The organism is Agrobacterium sp. 16-2014-1-2a (genome assembly GCF_053522705.1).
On sequence record NZ_JBNWBX010000001.1, the window covers coordinates 1361016 to 1386196 of the forward strand.

At 58.8% G+C, this 25181-nt stretch carries 23 protein-coding genes and 1 tRNA gene; 8 read left to right on the forward strand and 16 right to left on the reverse strand.

The features are described from left to right. Positions 1–48: 48 nt before the first annotated feature. From visR to ACQZ45_RS06880, 12 genes are all read right to left on the reverse strand, one after another. Positions 49–750, reverse strand: coding sequence for a transcriptional regulator VisR (gene visR / locus ACQZ45_RS06825; protein WP_003515015.1), 702 nt, complete (start codon positions 748–750; stop codon positions 49–51). 58 nt (positions 751–808) lie between these two features. Then, positions 809–1540, reverse strand: coding sequence for a transcriptional regulator VisN (gene visN, locus ACQZ45_RS06830; protein WP_003515014.1), 732 nt, complete (start codon positions 1538–1540; stop codon positions 809–811). Positions 1541–1912: 372 nt separating this feature from the next. Beyond that, a complete protein-coding gene (gene fliF / locus ACQZ45_RS06835) occupies positions 1913–3595 on the reverse strand; it encodes a flagellar basal-body MS-ring/collar protein FliF (RefSeq protein WP_003515013.1) in 1683 nt (560 codons plus the stop codon). Between the two features lie 131 nt (positions 3596–3726). Further along, a complete protein-coding gene (gene cheT, locus ACQZ45_RS06840; RefSeq protein WP_003515012.1) occupies positions 3727–4110 on the reverse strand; it encodes a chemotaxis protein CheT in 384 nt (127 codons plus the stop codon). A 14-nt stretch (positions 4111–4124) separates the two neighbouring features. Then, positions 4125–4670 carry a chemoreceptor glutamine deamidase CheD gene (cheD, locus tag ACQZ45_RS06845; RefSeq protein ID WP_003515010.1) on the reverse strand — a complete coding sequence of 182 codons (546 nt, stop codon included), beginning with the start codon at positions 4668–4670 and terminating at the stop codon, positions 4125–4127. Next, on the reverse strand, positions 4667–5056 hold the full coding sequence (gene cheY2 / locus ACQZ45_RS06850; RefSeq protein WP_003515008.1) for a chemotaxis response regulator CheY2: 390 nt from the start codon (positions 5054–5056) through the stop codon (positions 4667–4669). The genes cheD and cheY2 overlap by 4 nt, the downstream gene beginning before the upstream one ends. Continuing rightward, entirely contained in the window at positions 5056–6111 is a 1056-nt protein-coding gene (gene cheB / locus ACQZ45_RS06855) for a protein-glutamate O-methylesterase CheB (RefSeq protein ID WP_003515006.1), read from the reverse strand. The genes cheY2 and cheB overlap by 1 nt, the downstream gene beginning before the upstream one ends. Next, positions 6108–7016: a protein-glutamate O-methyltransferase CheR gene (gene cheR / locus ACQZ45_RS06860; RefSeq protein ID WP_003515000.1), complete on the reverse strand. Its 909-nt coding sequence runs from the start codon at positions 7014–7016 to the stop codon at positions 6108–6110. The genes cheB and cheR overlap by 4 nt, the downstream gene beginning before the upstream one ends. A 13-nt stretch (positions 7017–7029) precedes the next feature. Then, complete coding sequence (locus ACQZ45_RS06865) at positions 7030–9297, reverse strand: chemotaxis protein CheA (RefSeq protein WP_003514998.1); 2268 nt, start codon at positions 9295–9297, stop codon at positions 7030–7032. Between the two features lie 16 nt (positions 9298–9313). Beyond that, the gene (cheY1, locus tag ACQZ45_RS06870) at positions 9314–9679 is read right to left on the reverse strand and encodes a chemotaxis response regulator CheY1 (RefSeq protein WP_003493773.1); all 366 of its coding nucleotides are present in this window, start codon (positions 9677–9679) and stop codon (positions 9314–9316) included. After that, positions 9676–9975: an STAS domain-containing protein gene (locus tag ACQZ45_RS06875; protein WP_003514997.1), complete on the reverse strand. Its 300-nt coding sequence runs from the start codon at positions 9973–9975 to the stop codon at positions 9676–9678. The genes cheY1 and ACQZ45_RS06875 overlap by 4 nt, the downstream gene beginning before the upstream one ends. Beyond that, positions 9975–11582: a globin-coupled sensor protein gene (locus ACQZ45_RS06880; protein ID WP_080580941.1), complete on the reverse strand. Its 1608-nt coding sequence runs from the start codon at positions 11580–11582 to the stop codon at positions 9975–9977. The genes ACQZ45_RS06875 and ACQZ45_RS06880 overlap by 1 nt, the downstream gene beginning before the upstream one ends. Positions 11583–12086: 504 nt before the next feature. Here ACQZ45_RS06880 and ACQZ45_RS06885 point away from each other — a divergent pair. The 8 genes from ACQZ45_RS06885 (at position 12087) to ACQZ45_RS06920 (ending at position 20542) form a co-directional block, all read left to right on the forward strand. Continuing rightward, complete coding sequence (locus tag ACQZ45_RS06885; RefSeq protein ID WP_112682624.1) at positions 12087–12464, forward strand: hypothetical protein; 378 nt, start codon at positions 12087–12089, stop codon at positions 12462–12464. Positions 12465–12570: 106 nt separating this feature from the next. Beyond that, positions 12571–15489, forward strand: a complete 2919-nt coding sequence (locus ACQZ45_RS06890; RefSeq protein WP_113291994.1) for a monovalent cation/H+ antiporter subunit A — start codon at positions 12571–12573, stop codon at positions 15487–15489. After that, on the forward strand, positions 15489–15824 hold the full coding sequence (locus ACQZ45_RS06895) for a Na+/H+ antiporter subunit C (RefSeq protein ID WP_003514993.1): 336 nt from the start codon (positions 15489–15491) through the stop codon (positions 15822–15824). Before ACQZ45_RS06890 ends, ACQZ45_RS06895 begins: the two co-directional genes overlap by 1 nt. Further along, on the forward strand, positions 15821–17467 hold the full coding sequence (locus ACQZ45_RS06900; RefSeq protein WP_162736225.1) for a monovalent cation/H+ antiporter subunit D: 1647 nt from the start codon (positions 15821–15823) through the stop codon (positions 17465–17467). The genes ACQZ45_RS06895 and ACQZ45_RS06900 overlap by 4 nt, the downstream gene beginning before the upstream one ends. Then, positions 17464–17952: a Na+/H+ antiporter subunit E gene (locus tag ACQZ45_RS06905; RefSeq protein ID WP_003514990.1), complete on the forward strand. Its 489-nt coding sequence runs from the start codon at positions 17464–17466 to the stop codon at positions 17950–17952. The genes ACQZ45_RS06900 and ACQZ45_RS06905 overlap by 4 nt, the downstream gene beginning before the upstream one ends. After that, positions 17949–18230, forward strand: coding sequence for a K+/H+ antiporter subunit F (locus ACQZ45_RS06910; protein WP_003514989.1), 282 nt, complete (start codon positions 17949–17951; stop codon positions 18228–18230). Before ACQZ45_RS06905 ends, ACQZ45_RS06910 begins: the two co-directional genes overlap by 4 nt. Continuing rightward, the gene (gene mnhG, locus ACQZ45_RS06915; RefSeq protein WP_025592428.1) at positions 18227–18571 is read left to right on the forward strand and encodes a monovalent cation/H(+) antiporter subunit G; all 345 of its coding nucleotides are present in this window, start codon (positions 18227–18229) and stop codon (positions 18569–18571) included. The genes ACQZ45_RS06910 and mnhG overlap by 4 nt, the downstream gene beginning before the upstream one ends. Positions 18572–18709: 138 nt before the next feature. Then, positions 18710–20542: a DNA methyltransferase gene (locus ACQZ45_RS06920; protein ID WP_162736226.1), complete on the forward strand. Its 1833-nt coding sequence runs from the start codon at positions 18710–18712 to the stop codon at positions 20540–20542. A 54-nt stretch (positions 20543–20596) separates the two neighbouring features. Here the strand turns inward: ACQZ45_RS06920 and ACQZ45_RS06925 are convergent. The 4 genes from ACQZ45_RS06925 to ACQZ45_RS06940 form a co-directional block, all read right to left on the reverse strand. Further along, a tRNA-Phe gene (locus ACQZ45_RS06925) sits at positions 20597–20672 on the reverse strand. 285 nt (positions 20673–20957) lie between these two features. Further along, on the reverse strand, positions 20958–21380 hold the full coding sequence (locus ACQZ45_RS06930; RefSeq protein WP_448742222.1) for a hypothetical protein: 423 nt from the start codon (positions 21378–21380) through the stop codon (positions 20958–20960). Positions 21381–21549: 169 nt separating this feature from the next. Beyond that, positions 21550–23766, reverse strand: coding sequence for a 3-hydroxyacyl-CoA dehydrogenase NAD-binding domain-containing protein (locus ACQZ45_RS06935; RefSeq protein WP_113291996.1), 2217 nt, complete (start codon positions 23764–23766; stop codon positions 21550–21552). A gap of 187 nt (positions 23767–23953) precedes the next feature. Further along, the gene (locus ACQZ45_RS06940; RefSeq protein ID WP_065688356.1) at positions 23954–25162 is read right to left on the reverse strand and encodes an acetyl-CoA C-acetyltransferase; all 1209 of its coding nucleotides are present in this window, start codon (positions 25160–25162) and stop codon (positions 23954–23956) included. Between the last annotated feature and the right edge of the window lie 19 nt (positions 25163–25181).

The window sequence follows — 25181 nt, forward strand, 5'->3', positions numbered from 1 at the left end:
CCGGCGCCTGCCGGCTTACAGGGACGGGAAAGCCCGCCCCCTCCTCAATCAGTGGATATAGCCGAGCCGGATGGCCTTTGCGATCGCCTGGATACGGTTGACGGAATCGAGCTTGATCGTCGCTGAACCCAGATAGGCGTTGACGGTGTGTACCGAAAGCCCGAGCTTCACCGCGATTTCTTCGCTGATACGGCCATCACCCGCCAGTTGCAGACAGGCGATTTCCCTTTCGCTCAACGCTTCAGAAGGTGCCACCTTGCGCTCATCCAGCGCCAGCATATCGACCATGATCTCGCAGCATTTGATGTGCTGTTCGATGACGACTTCGTTGTCGAGAACGAGGTTGCTGCCACAGAAAACGATGTAGCCGTTGCCAATCGTGCCGAGCCGCACCGGCAAAGCCAGTCCCGCATAGGGCAATGTATCGTTCTCGATCCGGCGCATCAAAGCCGGCACGTCAGGAAGATCGGCAAAACCGCCGGCATTCTTGTTACGCCAGATGACCGGCAGCAGCGATGTCTCGATATGATCCAAAAGAATATCGCCGACCGCGCGGATGAACTGCGCGCTCTGTTCGGCGGCATTCATGCCCCAGTTCTCCAGCTCGCAGGTCAGCTTCTTCTTGTTGGGGAAGCCGGAGGCGGCAGCCTTCGTCACCACGAAATTACGTGCGCCGACCAGTTTCTGCATGGCGACCAGCTTCGGAAACAGATCCGACCGGCTTGTCACAACAGGGCTGCGGTAAAACATCCCGCTGCTTTGACTCGTACCCTCATTATCTTTCGTCTGTACCATGGGTCCCGACCATCTATACGAGGTTGTTGCGCACGGCGTAGGCGATTGCCTCCGAGCGGGTTTTCGTCGCGGTTTTCCGCATCACGCTTGTAATGTAATTATTGATCGTATTGCGCGAAATGCCAAGTATCATCGCAATTTCGTCGCTTGTCTTGCCTTCCGCGATCCAGAACAGGCACTCAAGCTCACGTTCTGTGAGGTCGATGTCACGCACGGCCTTTGCTTCGCTGGCAATGCCGAAGCTGACGCAATAGCCGGTCAGAAGCGCGATTTCGCGCAGACGGTCCGGCGAAGGAACCGAGTGTTCAGGAAACAGCAGCAGAAGCGAAAGACGAATGCGGCCCACACAGAAGGAAAGCGCCGAATATTGCCGGTCGATGCCGAAAGGGACAGAAACGTCGTCCGGAAGAACAAGCAATCGCGGCTGCAGAAGCGAAAGGCACTTTTCCATTTCGCTCGATCTGTTCTGGCTGTTGGCGAGTTCGGCACCAAGCCTGCGCACCAGATCGAAAGGCCAGTCGGATGTGATGATGAATTTCAGTCCGGTTTCTTCGAGAAGATCCTCCCGCGCCAGCAGATAATGCGAGGCGCCGGCGTAGGTTACGAGCAGATCCAGCGCGCCTGAAACGTTGCCGGCAGCGGCCGAGGCTGCGACGTTCTTGGCAAGCTGGTCGCGTGGCAAGGGCTTACCCATGCCCTCCATAGGCTTGGCAGACAGCCTGCGGATATCAACATCGACTTTCAATCGCCTACGCCCTCTTGCTCCCAATGGGGAGATTATACCTCGGGATGGAATCATTCCATTCGAGAAGCTTACCAAAATGGGATGGTGAGCCCCCGGAGACCGAATCACTTCATTTTATGGAACGGACTGGGATTTGCCATTACCTGACACCAGCCTTTCCACGTATTTCCTTGTTCGTCTATTCCTAAAAAACATACTGAAAAGCTGACCAATCCATAAACGGCATTCTCAGCCTATTCCCAGCAAACTGTATCGTTGCTGAATTTTTTGTAAACAGTGTCCCAAAGCGGGAATGCGACGGCGCGCGGCGCCAAGATACCAAAGAACCCGGAAATGCGCAAAAGGCCGGGATAACCCCGGCCTTTTTCAAAATCATGCAGCTTTTTCCACTGCCCATTTGCGAAGTATCTTGGCTGCGCGTTCTTCGCTGATTTCCACCATGCGGGAGAGCCTGCGCTCCGGTCCTTCGCGAACCCGACGGTTGAAGGTGCCTTCGCTGTCGCCACCCGCCAGAAGATCGTCGGTGCTGTCGAAGCCGAAATCCGCCCCAAACCCTTCCATGAGACCACCAGCACCCGCATCCATGCCGGGAGAGAAATCCGGCAGTTCGAGGCCTGCGGTCTCCTGGCTGATCTGGCCTGCTGCCGCGCCGTTGCCAGTGACCGTACGAACCAGAGGGCGCACACCGAGCCAGACGACGAGGAAAGCAACAGCGACGAAGGCGAGCGAGTTGATGATGCCTGCCGAATTGCGGCTGAGCACTTCCATGATGCCCGGCCCGCTTGCGGCTTCGTCGAGCAGCTGCGTTTCGAGGAAGTCCATCGCCGTCAGCGTGACGATATCGCCGCGATCGGAGGAAACCCCCGCAGCCGAGGTGACGATCTTCTGCATTTCGGCAAGATAGGCGTCGATCTTGGCCTGGTCGACGGGTTCGCCGACCATCTTGGCGATGCGACCCTTGTTGACGACCACGGCGACCGAAATCTTCTCGACGGTATAGCCATTCTTGACGGTGGCGACCGTTTTGGAATTGATTTCGTAGTTGGTCTGCTCTTCCTTCTTGGCAGACTGGTCGGAAGACTGCGGGCCACCCGCGCCGCCCTGGGGCGCTGCCTGCGGTACGTTCTGTTCCACGGTCGCGGCCGTATCGGGCTGCGTTTCCTGGGACTTCTGGTCTTCCTTAACGGTGCGGACGGAGCGCTCGACGCGCGATTCCGGATCGTAGACGGTTTCCTGAATCTGCCGGCTGTCGGTATTGAGCTGCGCCGTCACGCTGGAGCGGAAATTGTCCATGCCGAGAAAAGGCGCCAGCGCCTTGTCGATATTGGTGGTGATTTCCTGTTGAACGTTCTGCGCCAGCGTCAACGAGCGGTTCATGGCGGCGTTGGTGACGTCGTCACCGGAAGCGAGAAGCTGGCCGGTGGAATCGAGCAGCGTCACGTCATCGACTTCAAGGCCGGGAACGGCCGAGGCGACGAGATGACGGATGGAAGCGGACGCTTTGCGCCCGGCTGTGGCATTGGCTCGAATCATGACCGATGCGGTGGGCTTCTGCTCACCGCGGCGGAAATTACCGACATCCGGCATGACGATATGGACGCGTGCGGCCGCAATTCCGTCGATCTGCTGAATGGAGCGGCTGATCTCACCCTCAAGCGCGCGAACCCGGGTCACTTCCTGCATGAAGGAAGTCAGGCCGAGAGAACCGACATTGTCGAAAAGCTCATAACCAGCATTGGCACTGTCAGGCAGGCCGCGCTCGGCCAGAAGCAGCCTTGCCTTGCTGGTGAGGCCGACCGGAACCTGGAGGCTGGCGCCATCCGTTCCAACCTGAAAGTCCAGCCCCGCTTCGGCGAGTGCAATGCTGATCTTGTTGAGGTCGCTTTTTTCAAGTCCCACATAAAGGGTCTCGTAAGCGGGACGGTTCACGTAAAGTGCTGCTGCAAGGATAATGGCCATGGACAAAATGCCCACGCCGCCCAGCATCAACAACCGTGTCTGACCCAGCGCCGCGAAATTCTTCAAGACCTGAGGGATTTGATTTAACAGATTCATTCTGTTCCGCACCGTCATTCATAGAGTCCGAGACCTTTTGGCCCCGTAATGACAATAGGGTGCGAAGCTTGCGCGAGCGTTGCCTTTATCCGCAATCCGCGAAAGGAAGGGAACCGCCAGATGAATGCTGTCTAGAACAGATCGAAGTCTCCGGCGACCTTGTCCAGCGGCTGCGAATGGCCGTGGCGGATGGCTGCGCCCAGCGCCTTTTGCATTTCGGCCAGCTTGACGAGGCTGAGCGCGGTCGAGACATCCACGATCCAATCACCGGGAATAGAGCCGGTGACGGTATCGATGAACTCGGCAAGGCCGCGGGTTTTCTGGACGGCAAGGTCGATGCCTTGCAAGAGCTTGACGCCATCGCTGGACAATTCGCCGCTTGTCGCTTCCAGCAGTTGCGGCTCGATGCGCTCGATCAGATAGGCGACATCGTGCAGTTCCGATACCACGCGCATCAGAACGTCGGGCAAGGCTTCTTCGAACGGAGTGGTGCCGGTGTTGTTTGCAATCTGCATTGGAAACTCCGTGACTAGAAAAATTCGATGTCGTTGGCGACGGGCTTGGGGGCCGGCACCGGACGCGTTTCCATGGCGACCGTCTTCTGGGTTTCCGCGCCGCTCAGCGGATGCTGTCGTGCACGGCCCGAAACCGGCCAGAACTCGATCTTGCGGCCATGATCCCCGCCCGTGGAGGAGCTGATGACCGGTATGCCTTCATCCTTCAGAAACTGCATGGCAAAGATGGCGTTCTGCTCACCGACATTGGAGAAGCTGGCAATCGTTTTTGCGCCGCCGAAAACTTTCGCCTCCAGCCGGTCGCGGCGTGCGCCCTTCTTCAGAAGACCGTTGATCAGCAGTTCCATAAGATGCACGCCATAACGCGTCGCATCCCCACCGGTCACGTTGCCCGTTCCCGGCAGCAGGAAGTGGTTCATTCCTCCAATGCCGGCAACGGGGTCTCTCAGACAGGCGGCCACGCACGAACCGAGTATCGTCGTCATGACCACGTCGGGATCGCTGACAACCTTGTACTCGCCCTGAATGATATGTACGCGCTTGGCCGCAGCTTCAATCATTTCAGCGATCCGAAAACCGCTTCGATGGCTGCGCGCATCTTGTCGATGGTGAAGGGCTTGGCCAGCACGTTGTTTGCGCCGAGCTGCGCTGCCTTCTGCACCAGCGCACGGTCGCCCTGTGCGGTGAGGATGATGAAGGCCGCCTTTTTGAGGGTCGGGTTGGCCCGCACGGCGTGCAGGAAACCGAGGCCGTCCATCTTGGGCATGTTGAAGTCGGAGATAACGAGATGATGGGGCTGCTGCTCCATGATCTTCAATCCCTGCTCGCCGTCGCCAGCGGCAGTGATCTGCTTGAAGCCGAGCTGTGTCAGCGCATCGCTGAGCAGCAGCCGGCTGGTCACCTGATCGTCGACGATCAGAACTTTGATCTTTTCTGCGAGAGACATTAGTCAGCACCTTCTTTGCGGGCAGTGGTTAGTTTCAGGATTTCTTCGCCGATTGAGGCCAGCGGCAATTGCAGTTCAACGGCGCCAAGTTCAAAGGCCACTCTGGGCATGCCGTAAACGACACATGTTTTTTCGTTCTGGCCGACGGTTCGCGCACCGGCATGCCGCATTTTCAGCAGCCCGGCCGCGCCATCGCGGCCCATGCCGGTGAGAATGACGCCGACGGCGTTGCGTCCGGCAAGCTCGGCGACCGAATCGAACAGCACATCAACTGAAGGGCGATGGCCGTTGACGGGATCGCGCTCGATAAGCCGGCAGCAGGGCGCGTTACGATTGGAAATCTGCAAATGGCGTTCACCGCCCGGCGCAAGGTAGATCTTGCCGGTCTGCAGGCGCGCCCCATCCGTCGCCTCTTCCACGACGGGTGCGCAGATGCGGTTCAGCCGTTCCGCGAAACTCTTGGTGAAAGTCGGCGGCATGTGCTGGGTGATGACCGTCGGCGGACAATTGGCCGGAAACTTCTGGAGCACGGCAATCAGTGCCTCGACACCGCCGGTGGAGGAGCCGATGGCGACGACTTTGCGGCCGGCACGATAATCGCTGACCGGGGTCGGCTGGGCTGCGACAACGAGTTCCGGGCGCGCCGCGCGGTAAGCTGCGTGTTGCGACCGTGCGGCGGCCTTGACCTTGTCGGCCAAGTCGCCGAAGGGGCGCGCATCGCCTGGAGCCGGCTTGCCGACACAGTCGAAAGCACCGATTTCAAGCGCGGCGAGCGAGGCATCCGCGCCGCGGTGCGTCAGGGACGAGACCATGATGACCGGCATCGGCCGCAGTCGCATGATCTTTTCGAGAAACTCGAGGCCGTTCATTTCCGGCATCTCGATGTCGAGCGTCACGACATCGGGATTGAGCTGCTTGATGGCGGCGCGCGCTTCCATGGCATTGCCGGCCTGCCCAACCACCTCGACCTCCGGATCGGCCTTGAGGACGGCGGAAATCAGGCCACGCATGGTAGGGGAATCATCGACGACGAGGACCCGTGCGAGTGCGCTCATGCCTTCCTCCCGGACGTGTGACCAATGTAGCGGTAGGTGGTGATGCCGGTATTGTCGAACAGGTTCTTGGCGTCGCCGGACACTCTTTCGGAATGGCCGATGTAAAGATGACCGCCTTCCGGCAGCAGGCCTGCAAAACGCGTCCAGATACGCATCTGGGTCGGCTCGTCGAAATAGATGACGACGTTGCGGCAGAAGATGACGTCGAAATTGCCCTTGAAGGGCCATTGTGTCATCAGGTTCAGTTCATTGAAGGTGATGAGGCGCTTGACCTTGTCATCGATGCGGAACTTGCGGCGACCGCCGACATCAACTTCCGTGAACCATTGCTTGCGCATCGCGGGAGACACGGTTTCGAGAGCGTTGTCATCGTAAACGCCTGCACGGGCCTGCGCCAGGATCTTCGGATCGATGTCCGTCGCCAGGATCTTGAAATCGTAGTCCGCCGCATTGGGAAACATGGCGAGCACGGTGAGCGCAATCGAATAGGGCTCCTGCCCGTCGGAACAGGCGGCCGACCAGATGCGGACGCGTCCGCCGGTCTTTGCCCTTGCAATGAGGCCCGGCAGGACCTCGTCGCGCAGGTGTTCGAAATGGTGGTTCTCGCGGAAGAAGCGCGTGAAATTCGTCGTCAGGTGCGACAGCATTTCGCGGCGCGCAGCCGCTCCATCGGGCGATGACACCAGTGCGCAATATTCCCGAAACCCGGCCAGTCCGAGATTGCGGATATGCTTGGACAAGCGCGAATAGACCAGCGACGCCTTGGTGTCGTTGAGATAGATGCCCGCATCCGCGTAGATCATCGCAGCGATCTCCGACAAATCGCGTCTCGTCAGCGGATATTCGCCGCTGGCAAGAACGTCATCGGGAGACTGTCGCTGATCGCTGAGATTAAGTGCTGCCATTGGATATCCGCCTTCAACCCGTCGCCGCGAGTGACATTTCCTGTTTCAGTGGCTGCCCGCGCGAAGCGCTGACGATGGCGTCGACATCCAGAATGAGCGCAACGCGTCCGTCACCCAGAATGGTGGCGGCGGCAATGCCTGGAACATGGGTATAGTTGGCTTCCAAAGACTTGATGACGACCTGGCGCTGGCCCTGGATCGCATCGACCATCAGGGCGCGCTGGCCGCCGCCTTCCGATTCCACCAGAAGCGCCACGCCTTCCACAGGATCGGCCTGGGTCGGACGGAAGTTCAGAACGCGTCCCACGTCGACCAGCGGGCAGAAAGAGTTGCGGATGGAAATCAGCCGCTGGTTGGCGCCGAAGGAGTGAATGTTCTTCGCTTCCGGCTGCAGGGTTTCCACGATTGCCGTCAACGGAACGACAAGCGTCTGGCCGGCCACGGTTACCACCATGCCGTCGAGAACGGCAAGCGTCAGCGGCAGGCTCATGGTGAAGGTCGAGCCAAGACCGGGGCGCGAGGAGATGTTGATGCGGCCGCCGAGCGCCTGAATGGAACGCTTGACCACATCCATGCCGACGCCACGGCCGGAAATGTCGGAAATCTTGTCCGCGGTGGAGAAGCCCGGCGCGAAGATCAGATTGTCGATCTCCTCATCCGTGAGGTTCGCATCGGCAGCGATGAGATCGTTGTCGATCGCCTTCTGGCGAACGCGCTCGCGGTTGATGCCCGCGCCGTCGTCCTGAAGCTCGATCAGGATGCGGCCCGACCGGTGCTTGGCCGAAAGCTTGATGGTGCCTTCCGGGTTCTTGCCAGCGGCTTCGCGTTTTTCCGGCGTTTCGATGCCGTGGTCCACCGCATTGCGGATCATGTGCGTCAGGGGTTCGGCCAGCTTGTCGATGACCGTCTTGTCGACTTCCGTGTTCTCGCCTTCGGTAACGAGGCGGATCTGCTTGCCGATCATGTCGGCAACTTCGCGAACGATACGCGACATGCGCTGGAAGACAGGCTTCACCGGCTGCGCACGGATCGCCATGACGCTGTCCTGGATTTCGCGCGTCAATTGCTGGAGTTCGTCGAGACCCATGTTGACGGCAGACGTGCCGCTCGCATCGTTTTCGATGACGCTCTGCGACAGCATCGCCTGATTGATGACAAGCTCGCCGACGAGGTTGATCAGGCGGTCAACACGGTCGAGATCGACACGGATGGTCTGGCCGGCACTTGCATTGGCCGCGGCATTGGCATTCGCCTGCGCTGCGGCCGGCGCTGCTGCAGCCTCACGCTTTTCGATGGCGGCGTTGACGCTCTGGGCGATCTGCGTCGTTGCGACGGCAGCCTCGACGACTGCGGCAACGTAAGGCTCTTCGGCCCCGGCGGTCACAACGGCCGGTTCCCCTTCCGCATCGCCGTCGAGAGCCGACAGGTCGAACGGAACCGGGATCATCGGCAGCTCTTCCGCATCCGCGGCAGTTTCCGAAAGAATCGGGATGATTTCGAGATCGCAATCCCATTCGGCGAATTCGAAGACGCTGCGGATTCCCTCTTCACCCTTGTCGGTCGAGATCAAAACCGTCCAGGAGAAATAGGACGCTTCTGGATCGAGCTTGTCGAGCGAGGGCAGTTCCGACAGGTCGCAATTGACGCTCATCTCACCGATGCGCGAGAGATCGCGCAGGAGAAGGGCTGCTTCATTGCCTTTCGAATAAAGCGATGCGTGCGGCTTGAAGGTTATCTGGAAAGACGGCGTCTCCATCAACGGCGTCGTTTCATCGGCAAAGTCCGAGAAGGAGAACGGGATCGGCTCGAAACCGCTATCGTCTGTCGGCTTGGGCGCAACGGGTTCCGGCATCTTTGCGACAACCGGCGCTGCCACCGGCGCGGATGCGTGGACGGTTTCGCCGTTGGCCAGGGCTTCCAGTTCCTTGACGAGGCCACGGGTGCGGCTTTCGTCGACGCTGCCGCCGTCTCTCGCCGCATTGGTCAGGTCCGCCAGCACGTCGGCGGAACGCAGCATGACTTTCAGGACGTCCTGTGTCGGTTCCAGCTTGTTGGAGCGAACGCAGTCGAGGGTCGTTTCAAAAACGTGGGCGAAGGCCACGAGATCATCCAGACCGAAGGCACCCGCCCCGCCCTTGATGGAATGAACGGCACGGAAAACGGCGTTGACGGTTTCCGGATCACGGTCACCGTCATTCAATTTAAGAAGCCCCGATTCCAGTTCCGCGAGTTGTTCCTCGCATTCCTGGAAAAAGATTTCCTTGATTTCGTTCATATCCATCGTGAAATGTCCCGTATCAGGCAGTTACGCGTTCAATGGCATCGATGAGCTTCGCAGGATCGAACGGCTTGACGATCCAGCCGGTCGCACCGGCCTGACGGGCGCGGTTCTTCTTCTCTGCGTCGCTTTCGGTCGTCAGAACGAGGATCGGTATGGCCCGGTACTTCTCGTTGCGACGCACACCCTCGATGAAGCCGAAACCGTCAAGACGGGGCATGTTGATATCGGTCACGATGACGTCGGGGTTGCTCTGCTCCAGCACTTCGAGACCCTCAATGCCGTCTTCGGCCTGAATTGTCTCGAAACCGGCATTGTTGAGCGTGACCAGGAGCATGTTCCTGATCGTTCTGGAATCATCCACAGTAAGAACTTTTTTCTTCACTTCTTGATCTCCTTCAGGAGCAAATGATCGATTTCGACGCCTATCAGTTTCATGGTCTTGTCGAATGCATCGGACACTCTGGCAAAACCGAACGGCTTGCCGTCCTCTTCCCAGGACTTCGCACCGGCCATCAGGACCTGGGCGCAAAGCGCACCGATACGTTCCACCTCGGACGCATCCACCGACAAAGGTGCTCCTCTCAGCGTCATCAGCTTGCCGTGCAGCGCCGATGCCTCGTTGAGATCCAGCACCGGTGACAGTCTCAGCGTCGCCTCAGCTGCTTTTCTGGCTGCCATTACATGACTCCTTGGCGTCTGAATTGTTGGTAATCCTGGCCGTAATCCGTGCGGTTATCCGCACGGGCCACAAATGATGTGTCCTGCCGAGCCGTAGCGGCGACAGCTGCCGCCTGTCCCTGACGGGCAATGCGGAATTCGCGAATGGTGCGGCCGAGTTCCAGAATGACAGTGTGAAGCGTATCGGCCTCCGAGGAGCCATTGCCCATATCGGCAAGGTTCCGGTCTGCCTGTCTTTGCTGTTCACCGATGTCGGCAGCGACTGATTGCAATTCGCCGGCGTGCTCTGCCGCGTGCCGGGAGACCTCGGTGATCATGTCGTTGATGCCGGATACCTGCCGGACAACACCGCCGATTGCGTCCTGCGTGCGGTTGACCATGTGCACGCCGCCTTCGACCTGCTTTTTCGTGGAGCCAACGAGGCTTTTGATCTCTCTTGCAGCGTCTGCGGAACGCTGGGCCAATGCCCGGACCTCCTGCGCGACAACGGCAAAACCGCGTCCGCTGTCACCGGCGCGTGCTGCCTCGATGCCGGCGTTGAGGGCGAGAAGGTTCGTCTGGAAAGCGATCTCGTCAATCGTGCCGATGATCCGTCCGATCTGCTCGGCGGATTGCTCGATATCCGACATGGCGTTTATCGCCTCGCCGATTGCCTTGCCGCTTTCGACCGCCGCCTCACGGGCATGGGAAACCGCCGTCTCCGCCGCCGAAATGCGGGCGCCGTTTTCGGCCACATCCCCGATCATCGTCTGGATCGCACGGGAGGTCTCGGCAAGGGCCGCGGCCTGCTGGCGGGAGCGCTCCGCCATTGAACGGCCAATGTCGGCAAACCGTGCGCTCAGCGCCTCGGCTTCGCCGATGCTGTTTTGCGCCGATGTCAGTGACGCGCCAATCGTCTCGAGTGCCGCATTGAAAGTGGCAGCAACGTCGCGGTAGGCGTCGGGCACGTCGCCGCCGATGCGGGCCTGCAAATCGCCTGCGGCAAATGCCGTCAACGCTTCGCCCAGCAACCTTGCAGCTTCAGAGCGGTCATTGTCACGCTGTTCTGCCAGTTCCCGGCCATGGCGCAGGCGCAATTCATTGAAGCGCAACGATACGGCAATCTCGGTATCGACCATCACCAGACGGACGACGTTCTTGACGGCTTCCGCCAGTTCGCGGCTCTTTTTGCGGTTGCCGGGCAGGATGGAGCGCGGCGCGTGCTCAGTCACCAGACCACCAAGAAGATTTTCCAAAACGACGGCATGGCTGGCGATCTGCCAGCGAGGATCGAGACCCATGCGACCGGCATTGTCGGAAAGCACTTTCACCCGTTCGGCATAAAGCCCATCGAAACGCGCATCGGTCAGCACGCTCCAGTGCGAGGATTGCAAATCGTGCAGGCGGTCGAGCTGGTTTTCGCTTTCGAAAGACGGCGAACAGTCCGGCATAGACTGGAAACGGTTCATCACATCGCGCAGGCCAGCCTTAACGTAAGGCTCCAGCATACTGCGATAATTGCGCAGGAAATCGGATTGCGTCTCGTCGAGGCCGGCAAAGCGCAACCGCCCCGCCAGGCTTGCGCCTGCCGATCTCCGCGCTTGTTCTGATGGCAAGTCCTGCCCCAACCGACGACCCCAATAATATGACGGCCGGTAAAACCCGGCCAAATGGCAAGGTTCAGAACGCCAGCACCCTTAAGGGGGATTTTTGAACGAACATACCCATCGCGGACGATGCGGCATCGACGCTTGCCTGACCTTCTTGAACCAAGAAACGAAATACCGGATCGGGCCCGGTACGGCAGTGCGGCGTCATGCCTGGAAGGGGAGATAACCCCATTCCGCCGTGGAAATACCATCAATCTTTATGGTTAATTCCTTGCTTGAAAGTTAAGAAACATCAGCACCGGCGTCAAACGGTAAAATTTGTAAAAGCTTTTAGCCGTTGTCGCCCCTACTTTGCCGCAAACGGGCAAAAACGAAAAGGAATCGGACGCGACGGGCGGTTTTTCCAGCCTGTGCGCTGGACAAGCGTGTCCGCCTTCCCCTAAAACAAATCAACGGGATATTCGCTCAGCGGTGATGCTTTAGAGAGACCTTTACGATCAAGGAGACGCCAACTTGTTACGGATGGAGAAATGCCGCTGTTCAAGGCGCCATCCGCAAGTGTTGATCGGTCTTGTGGTTGCGAGCCTGCTCGTCATCATCGGCTTTCAGGCGCCATCCGGCATCAAGGCAATCTCAAAGACCAGCCGTCTGGAACGATTGCAGACGGCTGACCTAAGCCACTCCCCCTCGCCTCGCGATAAGGACTGCACCACCGGCGACGATCACGGCTGCAAGGCTCACAACGGTGCTCCGGGGCTTCGCCCCGTCGGTTTTCCCTCGACCATCCTGCGGATCGTGGCTGACGCCAAACCGGCCGTCACGCCTGTTGCCATCGCGCCACAAACTTTCCGAGACTTTGCGAACGTGGTTCCAAGAGCACCTCCGCATATTATCTCTTAGTCATTCCGGCGGTCCTCATCATTCGGTTCCTTGCGAACCTTGAGGGATCGGAGTCGTCGGAAACCCGCCGTAGGCTCCAATTCCAGAGAGAAAACCGCCGCCGCATATGACACTTGCAACCGTTCTACCATTTATTATCGCATTGCCGTTCGTCGGCGCTCTCATAACGGCCTTCATGCCGCGCGAAGGCGCGGCCGCAAGCGCGGCCTACGTAGCTAGCGCCGTAGCCCTCTTCGGCCTGGTCGGCAGCATCCTTCTTTATCCAAATGTCAGTGGCGGTGGCGTGCTGAAATACGATGTGGAATGGCTGCCGCAGCTGGGGCTTAATTTTACCCTGCGGCTGGATGGCTTCGCCTGGATTTTCGCGATCCTCATTACCGGCATCGGCCTGCTCGTGGTTCTCTACGCCCGATATTACATGTCGGCCCAGGACCCTATTCCACGGTTTTTTGCCTTTCTGCTCGCCTTCATGGGCTCGATGCTCGGCATAGTGCTGTCCGGCAACGTCATTTTGCTGTCGATCTTCTGGGAAATGACCAGCATCTTCTCGTTCCTGCTGATCGGCTACTGGCACCAGAATGCCGGCGCGCGCGATGGCGCCCGCATGGCGCTGACCGTGACCGGCATCGGCGGCTTCAGCCTGCTCGCCGGGCTTCTGATCCTCGGCCACATGGCGGGAAGCTACGATCTGGACAAGATCATCGCGGCCGGTGCCGATATCCGCGCCCATTCCCTTTATCTGCCGGCACTTATTCTCATCCTTGGCGGCGCGCTGACGAAAAGCGCACAGTTTCCGTTTCATTTCTGGCTGCCCAATGCCATGGCGGCGCCCACGCCCGTTTCCGCCTATCTGCACTCGGCCACCATGGTGAAGGCCGGGGTTTTCCTGCTGGCGCGGTTCTGGCCGGTGCTGGCAGGCACGCCGGAATGGTTCTGGCTGGTGGGTGCTGCAGGCGTCATCACCCTGCTGCTCGGCGCCTATTTCGCCATGTTCCAGCAGGACCTGAAAGGCTTGCTCGCCTATTCCACCATCAGCCATCTGGGGCTCATCACCACGCTTTTGAGCCTGGGCAGCCCGCTTGCGGCGGTTGCGGCGATCTTCCACATGGTCAACCACGCCACCTTCAAGGCATCGCTGTTCATGGCGGCCGGCATCATCGACCATGAAACCGGCACGCGCGACATGCGGCGGCTGAGCGGGCTTTACACCTATATGCCGGCAACAGCGACGCTCGCCATGGCGGCGAGCGCTGCAATGGCCGGCGTGCCCCTGTTCAACGGCTTCCTCTCCAAGGAAATGTTCTTTGCCGAGGCCGTCGAAACCCACGCGGACTCGCTGCTGGACCGGGCTTTGCCATACGTCGCGACGTTGTCAGGCGCCTTCGCCGTCGCCTACTCGCTACGCTTCATCCACACGGTCTTCTTCGGCCCCAAGCCGGTTGACCTGCCGAACCCCAATCCGCATGAGCCGCCGCGCTGGATGCGTTTCCCGATCGAGTTCCTGGTTTTCGCCTGCCTGATCGTCGGCATCGTTCCGAGCCTGTCGATCGGCCCGTTCCTGCATTCGGCTGTGCTTTCCGTTCTCGGTCCGCAAACACCCGTCTACAGCCTGTCGATTTGGCACGGTTTCAACCTGCCGCTCATCATGAGTATTGCGGCACTCGGCGGCGGCGTTGCCATCTATGCCCTGCTCGGCGGCTATTTCTCCCGCTGCGACGACGGCCCGCCGATCTTCCGGCATCTTCGGGGACAGCGCATCTTCGAGCGCATTCTCGTCACCGTGTCCTGGAAGTGGGCGCGGTGGCTGGAAAGCACGCTCGGCACCCGGCGCCTGCAGCCGCAGCTGAGGCTTCTGATCCTCGTGGCGCTTCTTGCCGGTTTCTCGCCGCTTTTCCTCTCGGAATTTTCATTGTCGCTGCCGCGCGTGACGTCCTTCGATCCGATCTTTGCCATTCTGTGGCTGATCGGCATGATCGCCGCGCTGGGTGCCGCCTGGCAGGCGAAATATCATCGTCTCGCCGCACTCATCATGCTCGGCGTCTCCGGCCTTGTCACCTGCCTCACATTCGTCTGGCTTTCTGCACCCGATCTCGCGATCACCCAGTTGCTCGTCGAAATCGTCACCACCGTTCTGATCCTGCTCGGTCTCAGATGGCTGCCGAAACGCTTCGAGAAGGTGGACAGCAGCGATGAATTGCCGGCGCAGCTTCGCCGCGCCCGTGACTTCCTGCTGGCCGCAGCAAGCGGCATTGGCATGTCCGTCATCGCCTATGCGGTCATGACCCTGCCCGTGCCGAACGCCATCGCGACCTATTTCCTCGAGCGCGCTTATTCGGAAGGCGGCGGCACCAATGTCGTCAACGTCATCCTCGTCGATTTCCGCGGCTTCGACACGTTCGGCGAAATCGCGGTGCTGGCGATCGTGGCGCTGACGGTCTTTGCGCTGCTTCGCCGTTTCCGCCCTGCGCATGAAAGCATCGGGGTGCCGGAACAGCAGCAGATGCAAAACGCCTTCGATGCGGAGCGGCCCGACCGCAGCAAGGGCGATACGGTGCGCGACTATCTCTATGTACCGTCCATCGTCATGCAATGGATGTTCCCGGTTATCGTCACCTTTTCGATCTTCCTGTTCATACGCGGCCACGATCTGCCCGGCGGCGGCTTTGCGGCCGGCATCACCATGGCAATCGCGTTCCTGCTGCAATATCTCGCCGGCGGCGCGCGCTGGGCGGAGGATCGCATCCGCATCCTGCCGCTGCGCTGGATGGGCTTCGGCCTTCTGATGGCGGCGGCAACCGGCATGGGGTCATGGTACTTCGGCTATCCGTTCCTGACCTCTTATTTCCAGTACACGGAGATACCCTATATCGGCAAAATGCCGACGGCATCCGCCTTGCTGTTCGACCTCGGCGTCTTCTCGCTGGTCGTCGGCTCCACCGTTCTTATTCTTATAGCACTGGCACACCAATCGTTGCGTAACTACCGCGTTCGCACGCCTGAAGCCGCAAAAGCGGAGGACGTGTAATGGAACTCATTCTTTCAATCGGCATCGGCATCATGACCGGCTCCGGCGTCTGGCTGATCCTGCGCCCACGCACTTATCAGGTCATCGTCGGGCTTTCGCTGCTGTCCTATGCCGTCAACCTGTTCATCTTCGGCGTCGGCGGCATCAAGACCAATGCGCCGCCGGTGCTGGTGAACGGCGTCGACAGTTCCACGCTTGCCGACCCCGTGCCGCAGGCGCTGGTGTTGACGGCAATCGTCATCGGCTTTGCGACGACTGCGCTGTTCCTCGTCGTGCTTTTGGCCGCCCGGGGGCTTACCGGCACCGACCATGTGGACGGGAGGGAATCGAAATGATGTCGTTCCCCTTCCACATCGTCATCGCGCCCATTCTGGTGCCGCTGATCACCGCAGCCCTCCTGTTGTTCTTCGACGAGCGCCAGCGCGTGGCGAAGGCCGCCATCAGCCTTGCCTCGACCGTGATATTGCTTGTTGTCGCCATCCTGCTGTTCCGCGAGGTGAACTCGACGGTCAATACCGAGATTGCGGCGGTGGTTTCGAGCGGGGTCTATCTGCTCGGCAACTGGCCGGCGCCCTTCGGCATCGTGCTCGTTGCCGATCGCCTCTCCGGACTGATGGTGCTTTTGACGGCACTGCTTGCCATTCCCTCGCTGATCTATTCGCTCGCGAAATGGCATAAGGCAGGCGCGCATTTCCATTCGCTGTTCCAGATGATGCTGATGGGCGTCAACGGTGCTTTCCTGACCGGTGACCTCTTCAACCTCTTCGTTTTCTTCGAGGTTATGCTCGCGGCATCCTATGGTTTGCTGTTGCATGGCTCCGGTCAGCAGCGCGTCAAGGCCGGGCTGCATTACATCGCCATCAACCTCGTCGCCGCATTGTTCTTCCTGATCGGCGTCAGCCTCATCTATGGCGTCACCGGCACGCTGAACATGGGTGACCTTGCCCACCGCATCGACGGCCTCAACCCGGACCAGCGCATGCTGCTTGAAACCGGCGCTGCGGTTCTCGGCATCGCGTTCCTGGTCAAGGCTGGCATGTGGCCGCTGAATTTCTGGCTGCCTTCCGCCTATGGCTCGGCTTCAGCACCTGTCGGCGGGCTGTTTGCTATCATGAGCAAGGTCGGCATCTACGTCATTGCCCGCCTGTCCTTCCTGCTTTTCGGGCAGACGGCCGGGGAATCGGCCGGTTTTGGCCATGATGCCCTGCTTGTCGGCGGTATCGCCACCATCATCTTCGGCGCCATCGGCGTTCTTGCCTCGCAGGCGCTTGGGCGGCTGGCCGGGTTTTCGGTTCTGGTGTCCTCGGGAACGCTTCTCGCCGCCATGGGCACCGGCAATCCCACTGTTGCAGCCGGCGCGCTCTATTATCTCGTCAGTTCCACACTCACCATCAGCGCTTTCTTCATGCTGATCGAACTGGTGGAACGCGGGCAGGATGCCGGCGCGAACGTTCTTGCCGTAACCATGGAAGCCTATGGCGAGGGCGAAGAGGAGGAAGAGGAAGAGGAAGTCGGCGTAACCATGCCCGGCACCATGGCGGTGCTCGGGGCGTGTTTTGCAGCCTGCGGCATTCTCCTCGCCGGTCTGCCGCCGCTCTCGGGCTTCATCGCCAAATTCTCCATGCTGACCGCCATTCTCAACCCTTCGGGGCTGGGGGCCAATGACAGCGTCTCCACCCTTTCCTGGTGGCTGGTCTTCCTGATTGTCTTTGCAGGTTTCGCCTCGCTGATCTCGATGACCCGCGCGGGCATCCGCACCTTCTGGGCCTCCCTCGAAGGCACAGTACCGCGTGTTCTCGTCATCGAAATAGCGCCCATCATGCTGCTGCTGGGACTGACACTCGCCATGACCGTGCAGGCGGGGCCGGTGATGCGTTACATGCAGGAGACGGCGCGTATTCTCGATCTGCCGGCCAGCTACATTCAGGGCGTCATTTCCGCCCCAAGAGCGGGAACCAATCCGGAGGGGCAGCCATGATAAGCCGTGTCCTGCCCTACCCGCTGCTGACGGTGTCGCTGATCATCTTCTGGATGACGATCAACAGCTTTTCAGCCGGACATCTGCTGCTAGGCACCGGTGTGGCCCTCATCGCCTCCTGGGCTATGGCGTCGCTCCGGCCGGCAAAACCGCGCATCCGCAACTGGCACAAGCTCGTCAAGCTGATCGCGATCGTGCTTTACGACATCGTCCTGTCCAATATCTCCGTCGTGAAGATCATTCTGTTCCAGCGCGAGAGAGACCGCAAATCCGGTTTCCTCGCGGTGCCGCTCGATATTCGCGATCCGATGGGATTGGCCGTTCTGGCGACAATCCTCACCTCGACACCGGGAAGCGCCTGGCTCGAATATAATTCCAGCCAGGGCACGCTTCTGCTTCATGTTCTCGACGATGAGGATGAGGCGGCCTGGATAAGCCTCATCAAGAACCGATATGAAAAACTTTTGATGGAGATATTCGAATGAGTTCGATTATCCTTTTCTGGTCCTTTTCGCTCGCGCAGCTGATGCTCGCCATTGCCATGACGATTTCCGTTTACCGCATCGCCATCGGCCCACGCGCCCAGGACCGGGTGCTCGGCGTCGACACGCTCTATGTCAACGCCATGCTGCTTCTCTTGACCTTCGGCCTGCGCACCGGCAACGACATCTATTTCGAGGCCTCGCTGCTCATCGCGATCCTCGGCTTCGTCTCCACCGTTGCCCTGTCCAAATTCATGATGCGTGGCGAGGTGATTGAATGAACAATGCCGCAGAATTTCCGCTCTGGGCCGCCATTCTGGTGGCGTTCTTCGTCCTTCTGGGCGCCTCGCTGACGCTGATCGGCACCATCGGCTTCGCCAAGCTCAACAGCTTCTACGAGCGCCTGCACGCACCGACGCTCGGCACCAGCTGGGGCACCGGCGGCATCGTCATGGCCTCCATCATCTATTTCTCCGTCTCCGGCGACCGCTTCGCCTTCCACGAGATCTTCATAGGCATCTTCGTGACGGTGACGACGCCAGTATCGCTGATGCTGCTGGGGCGTGCCGCGCTTTATCGGGACCGGGCGGAGCAGAACTCGGATAACCGGGAGCATTTGTAGCACTTTGGGCAACGTCTATTGAAAAATAGAATCCCAAAAACAAAAAAGCAGAACAAACACCGTAAAAAGCAGTTCACAAAGCATTAATTAAAACAACCTACCATTGAATCCAATTTTGGAGAAATGTTGGGAAGTACGATGAGTGGACAACTTTTCTTTGGCGACAACTTGCACATCCTGCGAGAGCATATTCAGTCGGAAAGTGTGGACCTCATCTATCTTGATCCCCCTTTCAACTCAAACGCTAATTATAACATCCTTTTTAAAGGGCTTGGCGGCAGAAACGCGCAGGCACAAATAGAAGCCTTTGACGATACTTGGCATTGGGGAATTGCAGCTGAAACCGCTTATGATGATGTAATGCGATCCGGCTCCCAAGCATCTACGATGGTGCGTGCACTACGCGCGACGCTTGGCGACAACGATATGATGGCATATTTAGCGATGATGTCTGTCAGATTAATCGAACTACATCGAGTACTCAAACCGACGGGCAGCCTCTATCTCCATTGTGATCCAACAGCCAGCCACTACTTAAAGATGATATTGGACAGCATATTCTCACCTTTTTGCTACAAAAGCGAAATCAGTTGGAAAAGGTCGTCCGCCCACAACGACGCGAAGCAAGGCAGGAAGCAATACGGGAACATCCGCGACATTGTTTTTTTCTACACCAAACATCCAAGAGAGTGGACATGGAACTGGCAATTCACTCCCTACGACAAAGAGTACATAGATCAATTCTATAAGTTTACGGATGAGAAAACGGGTCGCTTATATCGTCTTGGCGATCTAACCGCCGCAAAAACAGGTGGAGATACTCGATATGAGTGGCGCGTGAAGCGCCTCTCTGGAGGCGAGTGGGAAGCAGACCCCAAAAATGAATATCTGTACCCTAAGCCTGGTTGGGAATATGAAGGGAAATTGCCATATGGAAAACGGATTTGGGCCTATTCTTTCGACAACATGTCGAAGTTCTCTAATACTGGCAGAATAGTCTACTCTTCGACTGGCATGCCTAACTACAAGCGCTATCTAGATGAAATGCCGGGCGTGCCACTCCAAAATTGTTGGGATGACATAAAACCGCCTAGCGCCAAGGAAAGACTTGGCTATCCCACACAAAAACCCATAGCACTATTGGATCGTATAATAGAAACATCCAGTAATCCTGGTGATGTTATCCTCGATCCGTTTTGCGGTTGTGGTACTGCGGTACACTCCGCGGAGAGGAATAAACGGCATTGGATAGGCATTGATGTCACCTTCCCTGCTATTCAAGTCATCGATGATCGCCTGAGGTACTATGTCCCATCGGCTAGGTACAAAATCGACGGCATCCCTAGGACCTTGGAAGACGCAGCCGCACTGGCAGAAATAGACAAATTCCAGTTTCAATTTTGGGCGGTGGCCCTTGTCGGAGGCCATTCGCGATATGGCAAGGGTGGCGACCAGGGAATAGATGGCCAGTTCTTTTTTAAGCGCGATAGTAAGACTGACGGGATGGGTATTATATCAGTAAAAGGCGGAAAGTCGGTCAATCCGGGTATGATACGTGATTTAAGAGGAACCATTGAACGTGAAAACGCTGAAATGGGTGTCTTCATATCGCTAATTCCCCCAAGCCTTCAAATGGAAAGCGAGGCTGCGAGTGCCGGTTTTTTTGAAAGCTCACAGGGTCGTCATCCCCGCATCCAAATTAAGACCATAGCCGATCTGTTAGATGGGAAAGGCATTGACAGCCCGCTTCAGTACACAACTGTCACAATGGTCGAGGCAGGCCGCCAAGCAGCACGTGGGACACAGAAAAAACAGGCTATCCCTCCAAACGAACTGTTGCGCCAACGAAATCTTCTCTTGCCGATTAGTGGAACGGGCAGGAAAAAGGACCAAGAAGAGTTCGAGCTTGAAAACACATCGAGTCAGTTGGAAAAGGCAGTCGTCAAGCGTGCTAGGAACAGCCAGATTTAGTGACGAGAACAGTTACGCTAATTGCCTTATCAGAGAGATACTATTTTAGAAAAATGGTGCCCGGAGGCGGATTTGAACCACCGACACGCGGATTTTCAATCCGCTGCTCTACCAACTGAGCTATCCGGGCACTTCAGGTCCTTGAAGAACCTCCGCTTTTGGCGGGCGGGGCTGTTTGGTGCCCCGAAAGTGAGCGGGGTTATAACATCTTGTTCGGACATGGCAAGCGCCATAGCGAAGTTTTTTGACAGTTTTTTCACGGCGCCTGTGGATGGCTGGAATACGTGCGCTGTGAAGGCCTTATCGTGGCTGGAAACGCGCTATCGGCAATCCGCCAGACCTGATCAACATCAGTCAGGTGGCGGGTTCAGGCGCGGCTGATCCGGGCGAGCGGCGGTTGGGCGGCTTGGGGCAATTATGCCCCTTCCCTGCGCCGTGCGGCAAGTCCAAGCGCAAAAGGCACCACAGCCACCAGAGCCGCCATGACGGGTGAGGACGCGAAGATGCGGCTGGCAAGCGAGGTAACGGCAACGGAGCGCACGACCATCATCAGGCGCGAATTCTCGTGGACTTTCTCGTGCCTGAGATCTGCGGGTTTGTGGCGGGTTGGATGGGACGCCGATTCCAGCTTTTTCACATCGCGGCGCAGCTTTTCCAACTGTTTGCGGAGTTCGTCCAGTTCCGCGCGTATCGACTGGTCCACCGTAGCGGAAGCACGCGCCTCTTGGACAGTGGGCTTTTCTGCCTCTTTCTCCGCAGCTTCTTCATCAAGTTCAGCCAAGTGGTCGTCAAGGTCCGATGGTTTGTCGAAACCATGGGATCGCAGCGATGTCTTCATTGCAGTCTCCTGAAGTGTCCTGAATTGCGGCACCGGGCGCGCATCGCCCGTTCACGCCTTCTCAACGCCCCAGCCGGGCAAAGGATGCACATAAAGCGACGGTATCGGTACGATAGGCCGATAAAAAAACAGGCCCCGAAGGACCTGTTCATTTGTGTGTCTTGAAGGCTTATGCCGCTTTCGCGGTGCTGCCATAGGGATCGAAGCGACCGTAGAAGGTCTCGCCCTTGACGGCCATGTCCTTCAAAAGCGGCGTCGGCTTGAAGCGTGGGCCATAGGTCTCGCTCAGCTTCTCGGCCAGCGCCACGAAGGTCTTCACGCCCATGCCGTCGATATAGGATAGGGCGCCGCCGGTGTAGGGCGCAAAGCCGAAACCGAGGATGGAGCCGACATCGGCCTCACGCGGGTCGGTGACGATGCCTTCTTCCACGGTGCGGGCGGCTTCCAGCGCCACGGTGACCAGAAAGCGCTGTTTCAGCACTTCCATATCCACATCCTCCGGCTTCTGTTGAGGATAGAGATCCTTCAGGCCGGGCCAGAGGGACTTCTTGGCAGGCTTTGGCGGGTAGTCGTAAAAGCCCTTGGAGTTCTTGCGGCCAAAACGGCCCTCGCCTTCCACCAGCTTCTTCACCAGTTCCATATGGCGCGGATCGACAGCCTTTTCACCGAGATCGGCGACGGTTGCTTTCAGGATCTTGTAGGAAAGATCGATTGCCACTTCGTCGTTCAGCGCCAGCGGGCCGACCGGCATGCCGGCGAATTTCGCGGCATTCTCGATCATGGCGGGCGGCACACCCTCGATCAGCATGTCGTAGCTTTCCGCCATGTAACGCAGCACGCAGCGATTGACGAAGAAGCCGCGCGTATCGTTGACGACAATCGGCGTCTTCCTGATCTTGGCCACATAATCCAGCGCGACCGCCAGCGCCTTGTCACCCGTTTCCTTGCCCAGGATGACTTCCGTCAGCATCATCTTCTCGACCGGCGAGAAGAAGTGGATGCCGATGAAATCCACCGGGCGCTTGGAGTTCTTCGCAAGCCCGGTGATCGGCAAGGTGGAGGTGTTGGAGGCGAAAATTGCGCCTTGCGGCAACACGGCTTCCACGGCCTCGATGACGGCCTTCTTCACGTCGCGGTCTTCAAAGACGGCCTCGATGACGAGATCGGCGTCGGAGAGCGCCGCGTAATCCGCTGTCGGGGTAACGAGGTCGAGCAAGGCCTTGCCTTCATCCTGCGTCAGCCTGCCCTTGCCAATGGCGGCCTTGACGCTTTCCTCGCAATGGCCCTTGCCCTTGTCGGCGGCTTCCTGATCGCGGTCCACCAGCGTGACGGGGATACCGGCTGCGGCAGTGACATAAGCAACGGCAGCGCCCATGAAGCCCGCGCCGACGACGCCGACCTTTCTGAACTCCGTCTTCGGCTGACCGGCCGGGCGGCGCGCGCCCTTGCCCAGTTCCTGCATGGAAACGAACAGCGAGCGGATCATGCCGAAGGCTTCCTTCGAACGAAGGATTTCGGTGAAATAACGCTGCTCCACCTTCAACGCCGTATCGAACGGCAATTGCAGACCCTCATAGACGCATTTCAGGATAGCAAGTGCTGCCGGATAGTTGCCGGCGCTTTCACGGCGCAGGATCGCCGGAGCGGCCGGCCAGAGCTGGGCAGCGGCCGGCGTCCAGATGCCGCCGCCGGGGGCCTTGAAGCCTTTTTCATCCCAGGGGGCAACCGGCTTCAGGCCGTCCTTGATCATTTGCTTGGCAGCGGAAATGAGCTGATCCGGCTCCACCACCTGATGAACCAGCCCCATGGCCTTGGCGCGCGCGCCGGTCAGCGACTGACCGGTGGTCATCATCTGCAATGCTGATTGCGCATCGGTCAGGCGCGGCACGCGCTGGGTGCCGCCGGCACCAGGGAAAATGCCGACCTTGACTTCAGGAAGGGCTATCTTGAGGCTCTTGGCATTCGACGCGACGCGACCGTGGCAGGCAAGCGACAGCTCGAAAGCGCCGCCCATGCAGGTGCCGTTGATGGCTGAGACCCAGGGCTTGCCGTTGGTCTCCAGCTTGCGGAACAAGCCGGTCATGCGGCCGACCAGTTCGAACAGCTTGGCGGCTGCCTGATCCGGGTCCTTCGCCTTCTCGTCATTGTAGAAGGAGAACATCGACTTGATCATCGAAAGATCGGCACCGCCGGAAAACGTGCTCTTGCCGGAGGTGAAGACAACACCCTTTACGCCAGCGTCGGCGACAGTTGCGTCAACGATGGCGTTCAGTTCGTCCATCACCTCGGAAGTGAAGACATTCATTGACTTTTCCGGCATATCCCAGGTGACAAGGGCAATGCCGTCTGCGTCCGTATCGATGGTGAAATTGGTATAAGTGCTCATCTTGGGATTCCTCTTCCCTGAATTTCGTTTCGCCGGACTTCCCGATCCCTCATTCCCGTGCCTGTCACAGGAACCCAGTCAGCCCAAGTCTTTGGGCTGGAAGACTCTCGCGCGCCGCAGACGCGGCGCTGCTGGGATCCCTGTGACGAGCACAGGGATGAGGAGCCTGGGGTTAGCCCTCCGTAACTCAAACACGCTCGATAACGGTCGCTGTGCCCATGCCCGCGCCGATGCAGAGCGTGACGAGCGCGGTGTTCAGATCGCGCCGCTCCAACTCGTCAAGCACCGTGCCGAGGATCATCGCTCCTGTCGCACCCAGCGGATGGCCCATGGCGATTGCCCCGCCATTGACGTTCATCCTGTCGTGGCTGATGTCGAAGGCCTGCATGTAACGCAGCACGACGGCGGCGAAGGCCTCGTTGAGTTCGAAAAGATCGATATCTGCAAGCGACATCCCGGTCTTTTTCAGAAGCTTCTCGGTCACATCCACCGGGCCGGTCAGCATCAGCGCCGGATCGGAACCGATATTGGCGAACGCCCTGATGCGGGCACGCGGTTTCACGCCCATAGCCTCGCCGCCCGCCTTGGAACCAACCAGAACGGCGGCCGCGCCATCGACGATACCGGACGAATTGCCCGCATGGTGCACGTAGTTGATACGCTCCACTTCCGGGTGCGCCATGATGCCAACGGCTTCGAAGCCGCCCATTTCACCCGGCATCTGGAAAGAGGGGTTGAGGGAAGCCAGCGCCTGCATGTCCGTACCGGGGCGCATATGTTCGTCGCGGTCGAGGATCGTCAGGCCGTTGCGGTCCTTCACGGGGATAACAGACTTGCTGAAATAGCCCTTTTCCCAGGCGTGCGCGGCGCGCTTCTGGCTTTCGACAGCATAGGCGTCGACATCGTCCCTGGAGAAACCGTATTTCGTGGCGATGAGATCTGCCGACACGCCCTGCGGCATGAAGAAGGCGGGGAAGTTGACCGAAGGGTCCATGTACCAGGCGCCACCAGACATGCCCATGCCGACGCGCGACATGCTTTCCACGCCGCCGGCAATGACGATATCGTCGGAGCCTGCCTTGACCTTGCCGGCCGCGAAGTTGATGGCATCGAGACCTGAAGCGCAGAAGCGCGAGATCTGCATTCCCGGTGCCTTGTTGGAATAACCGGCCTCGAAGGCGGCGGCTTTCGGGATAACTGCACCAGCATCCATGACGGGATCGACACAGCCCATGATGATGTCATCGACAGCAGACGTATCGAGCCCGTTGCGGTCGCGGATGGCTTCCAGCGTCTTGGCGGCAAGGCGAACGGAGGGCACCTCATGCAGGCTGCCATCCTTCTTGCCGCGTCCGCGCGGGGTGCGGACATGGTCATAAATGTAAACGTCGGTCATTAACTCTCTCCCTTGCACT

Excerpts from the sequence above, each read along its gene's own strand:
- cheB (WP_003515006.1), bottom strand. The coding sequence starts at position 6,111 with ATGAGCGCACTCGCACGGGTCCTCGTCGTCGATGATTCCCCTACCATG.
- ACQZ45_RS06905 (WP_003514990.1), top strand. The coding sequence starts at position 17,464 with ATGATAAGCCGTGTCCTGCCCTACCCGCTGCTGACGGTGTCGCTGATC.
- ACQZ45_RS06940 (WP_065688356.1), bottom strand. The coding sequence starts at position 25,162 with ATGACCGACGTTTACATTTATGACCATGTCCGCACCCCGCGCGGACGC.
- ACQZ45_RS06895 (WP_003514993.1), top strand. The coding sequence starts at position 15,489 with ATGGAACTCATTCTTTCAATCGGCATCGGCATCATGACCGGCTCCGGC.
- ACQZ45_RS06875 (WP_003514997.1), bottom strand. The coding sequence starts at position 9,975 with ATGGCAGCCAGAAAAGCAGCTGAGGCGACGCTGAGACTGTCACCGGTG.
- ACQZ45_RS06935 (WP_113291996.1), bottom strand. The coding sequence starts at position 23,766 with ATGAGCACTTATACCAATTTCACCATCGATACGGACGCAGACGGCATT.
- ACQZ45_RS06910 (WP_003514989.1), top strand. The coding sequence starts at position 17,949 with ATGAGTTCGATTATCCTTTTCTGGTCCTTTTCGCTCGCGCAGCTGATG.
- cheR (WP_003515000.1), bottom strand. The coding sequence starts at position 7,016 with ATGGCAGCACTTAATCTCAGCGATCAGCGACAGTCTCCCGATGACGTT.
- ACQZ45_RS06920 (WP_162736226.1), top strand. The coding sequence starts at position 18,710 with ATGAGTGGACAACTTTTCTTTGGCGACAACTTGCACATCCTGCGAGAG.
- ACQZ45_RS06900 (WP_162736225.1), top strand. The coding sequence starts at position 15,821 with ATGATGTCGTTCCCCTTCCACATCGTCATCGCGCCCATTCTGGTGCCG.
- cheD (WP_003515010.1), bottom strand. The coding sequence starts at position 4,670 with ATGATTGAAGCTGCGGCCAAGCGCGTACATATCATTCAGGGCGAGTAC.
- ACQZ45_RS06930 (WP_448742222.1), bottom strand. The coding sequence starts at position 21,380 with ATGAAGACATCGCTGCGATCCCATGGTTTCGACAAACCATCGGACCTT.
- ACQZ45_RS06885 (WP_112682624.1), top strand. The coding sequence starts at position 12,087 with ATGGAGAAATGCCGCTGTTCAAGGCGCCATCCGCAAGTGTTGATCGGT.
- cheY2 (WP_003515008.1), bottom strand. The coding sequence starts at position 5,056 with ATGTCTCTCGCAGAAAAGATCAAAGTTCTGATCGTCGACGATCAGGTG.
- ACQZ45_RS06890 (WP_113291994.1), top strand. The coding sequence starts at position 12,571 with ATGACACTTGCAACCGTTCTACCATTTATTATCGCATTGCCGTTCGTC.
- cheT (WP_003515012.1), bottom strand. The coding sequence starts at position 4,110 with ATGCAGATTGCAAACAACACCGGCACCACTCCGTTCGAAGAAGCCTTG.
- fliF (WP_003515013.1), bottom strand. The coding sequence starts at position 3,595 with ATGAATCTGTTAAATCAAATCCCTCAGGTCTTGAAGAATTTCGCGGCG.
- ACQZ45_RS06865 (WP_003514998.1), bottom strand. The coding sequence starts at position 9,297 with ATGGATATGAACGAAATCAAGGAAATCTTTTTCCAGGAATGCGAGGAA.
- mnhG (WP_025592428.1), top strand. The coding sequence starts at position 18,227 with ATGAACAATGCCGCAGAATTTCCGCTCTGGGCCGCCATTCTGGTGGCG.
- visR (WP_003515015.1), bottom strand. The coding sequence starts at position 750 with ATGTTTTACCGCAGCCCTGTTGTGACAAGCCGGTCGGATCTGTTTCCG.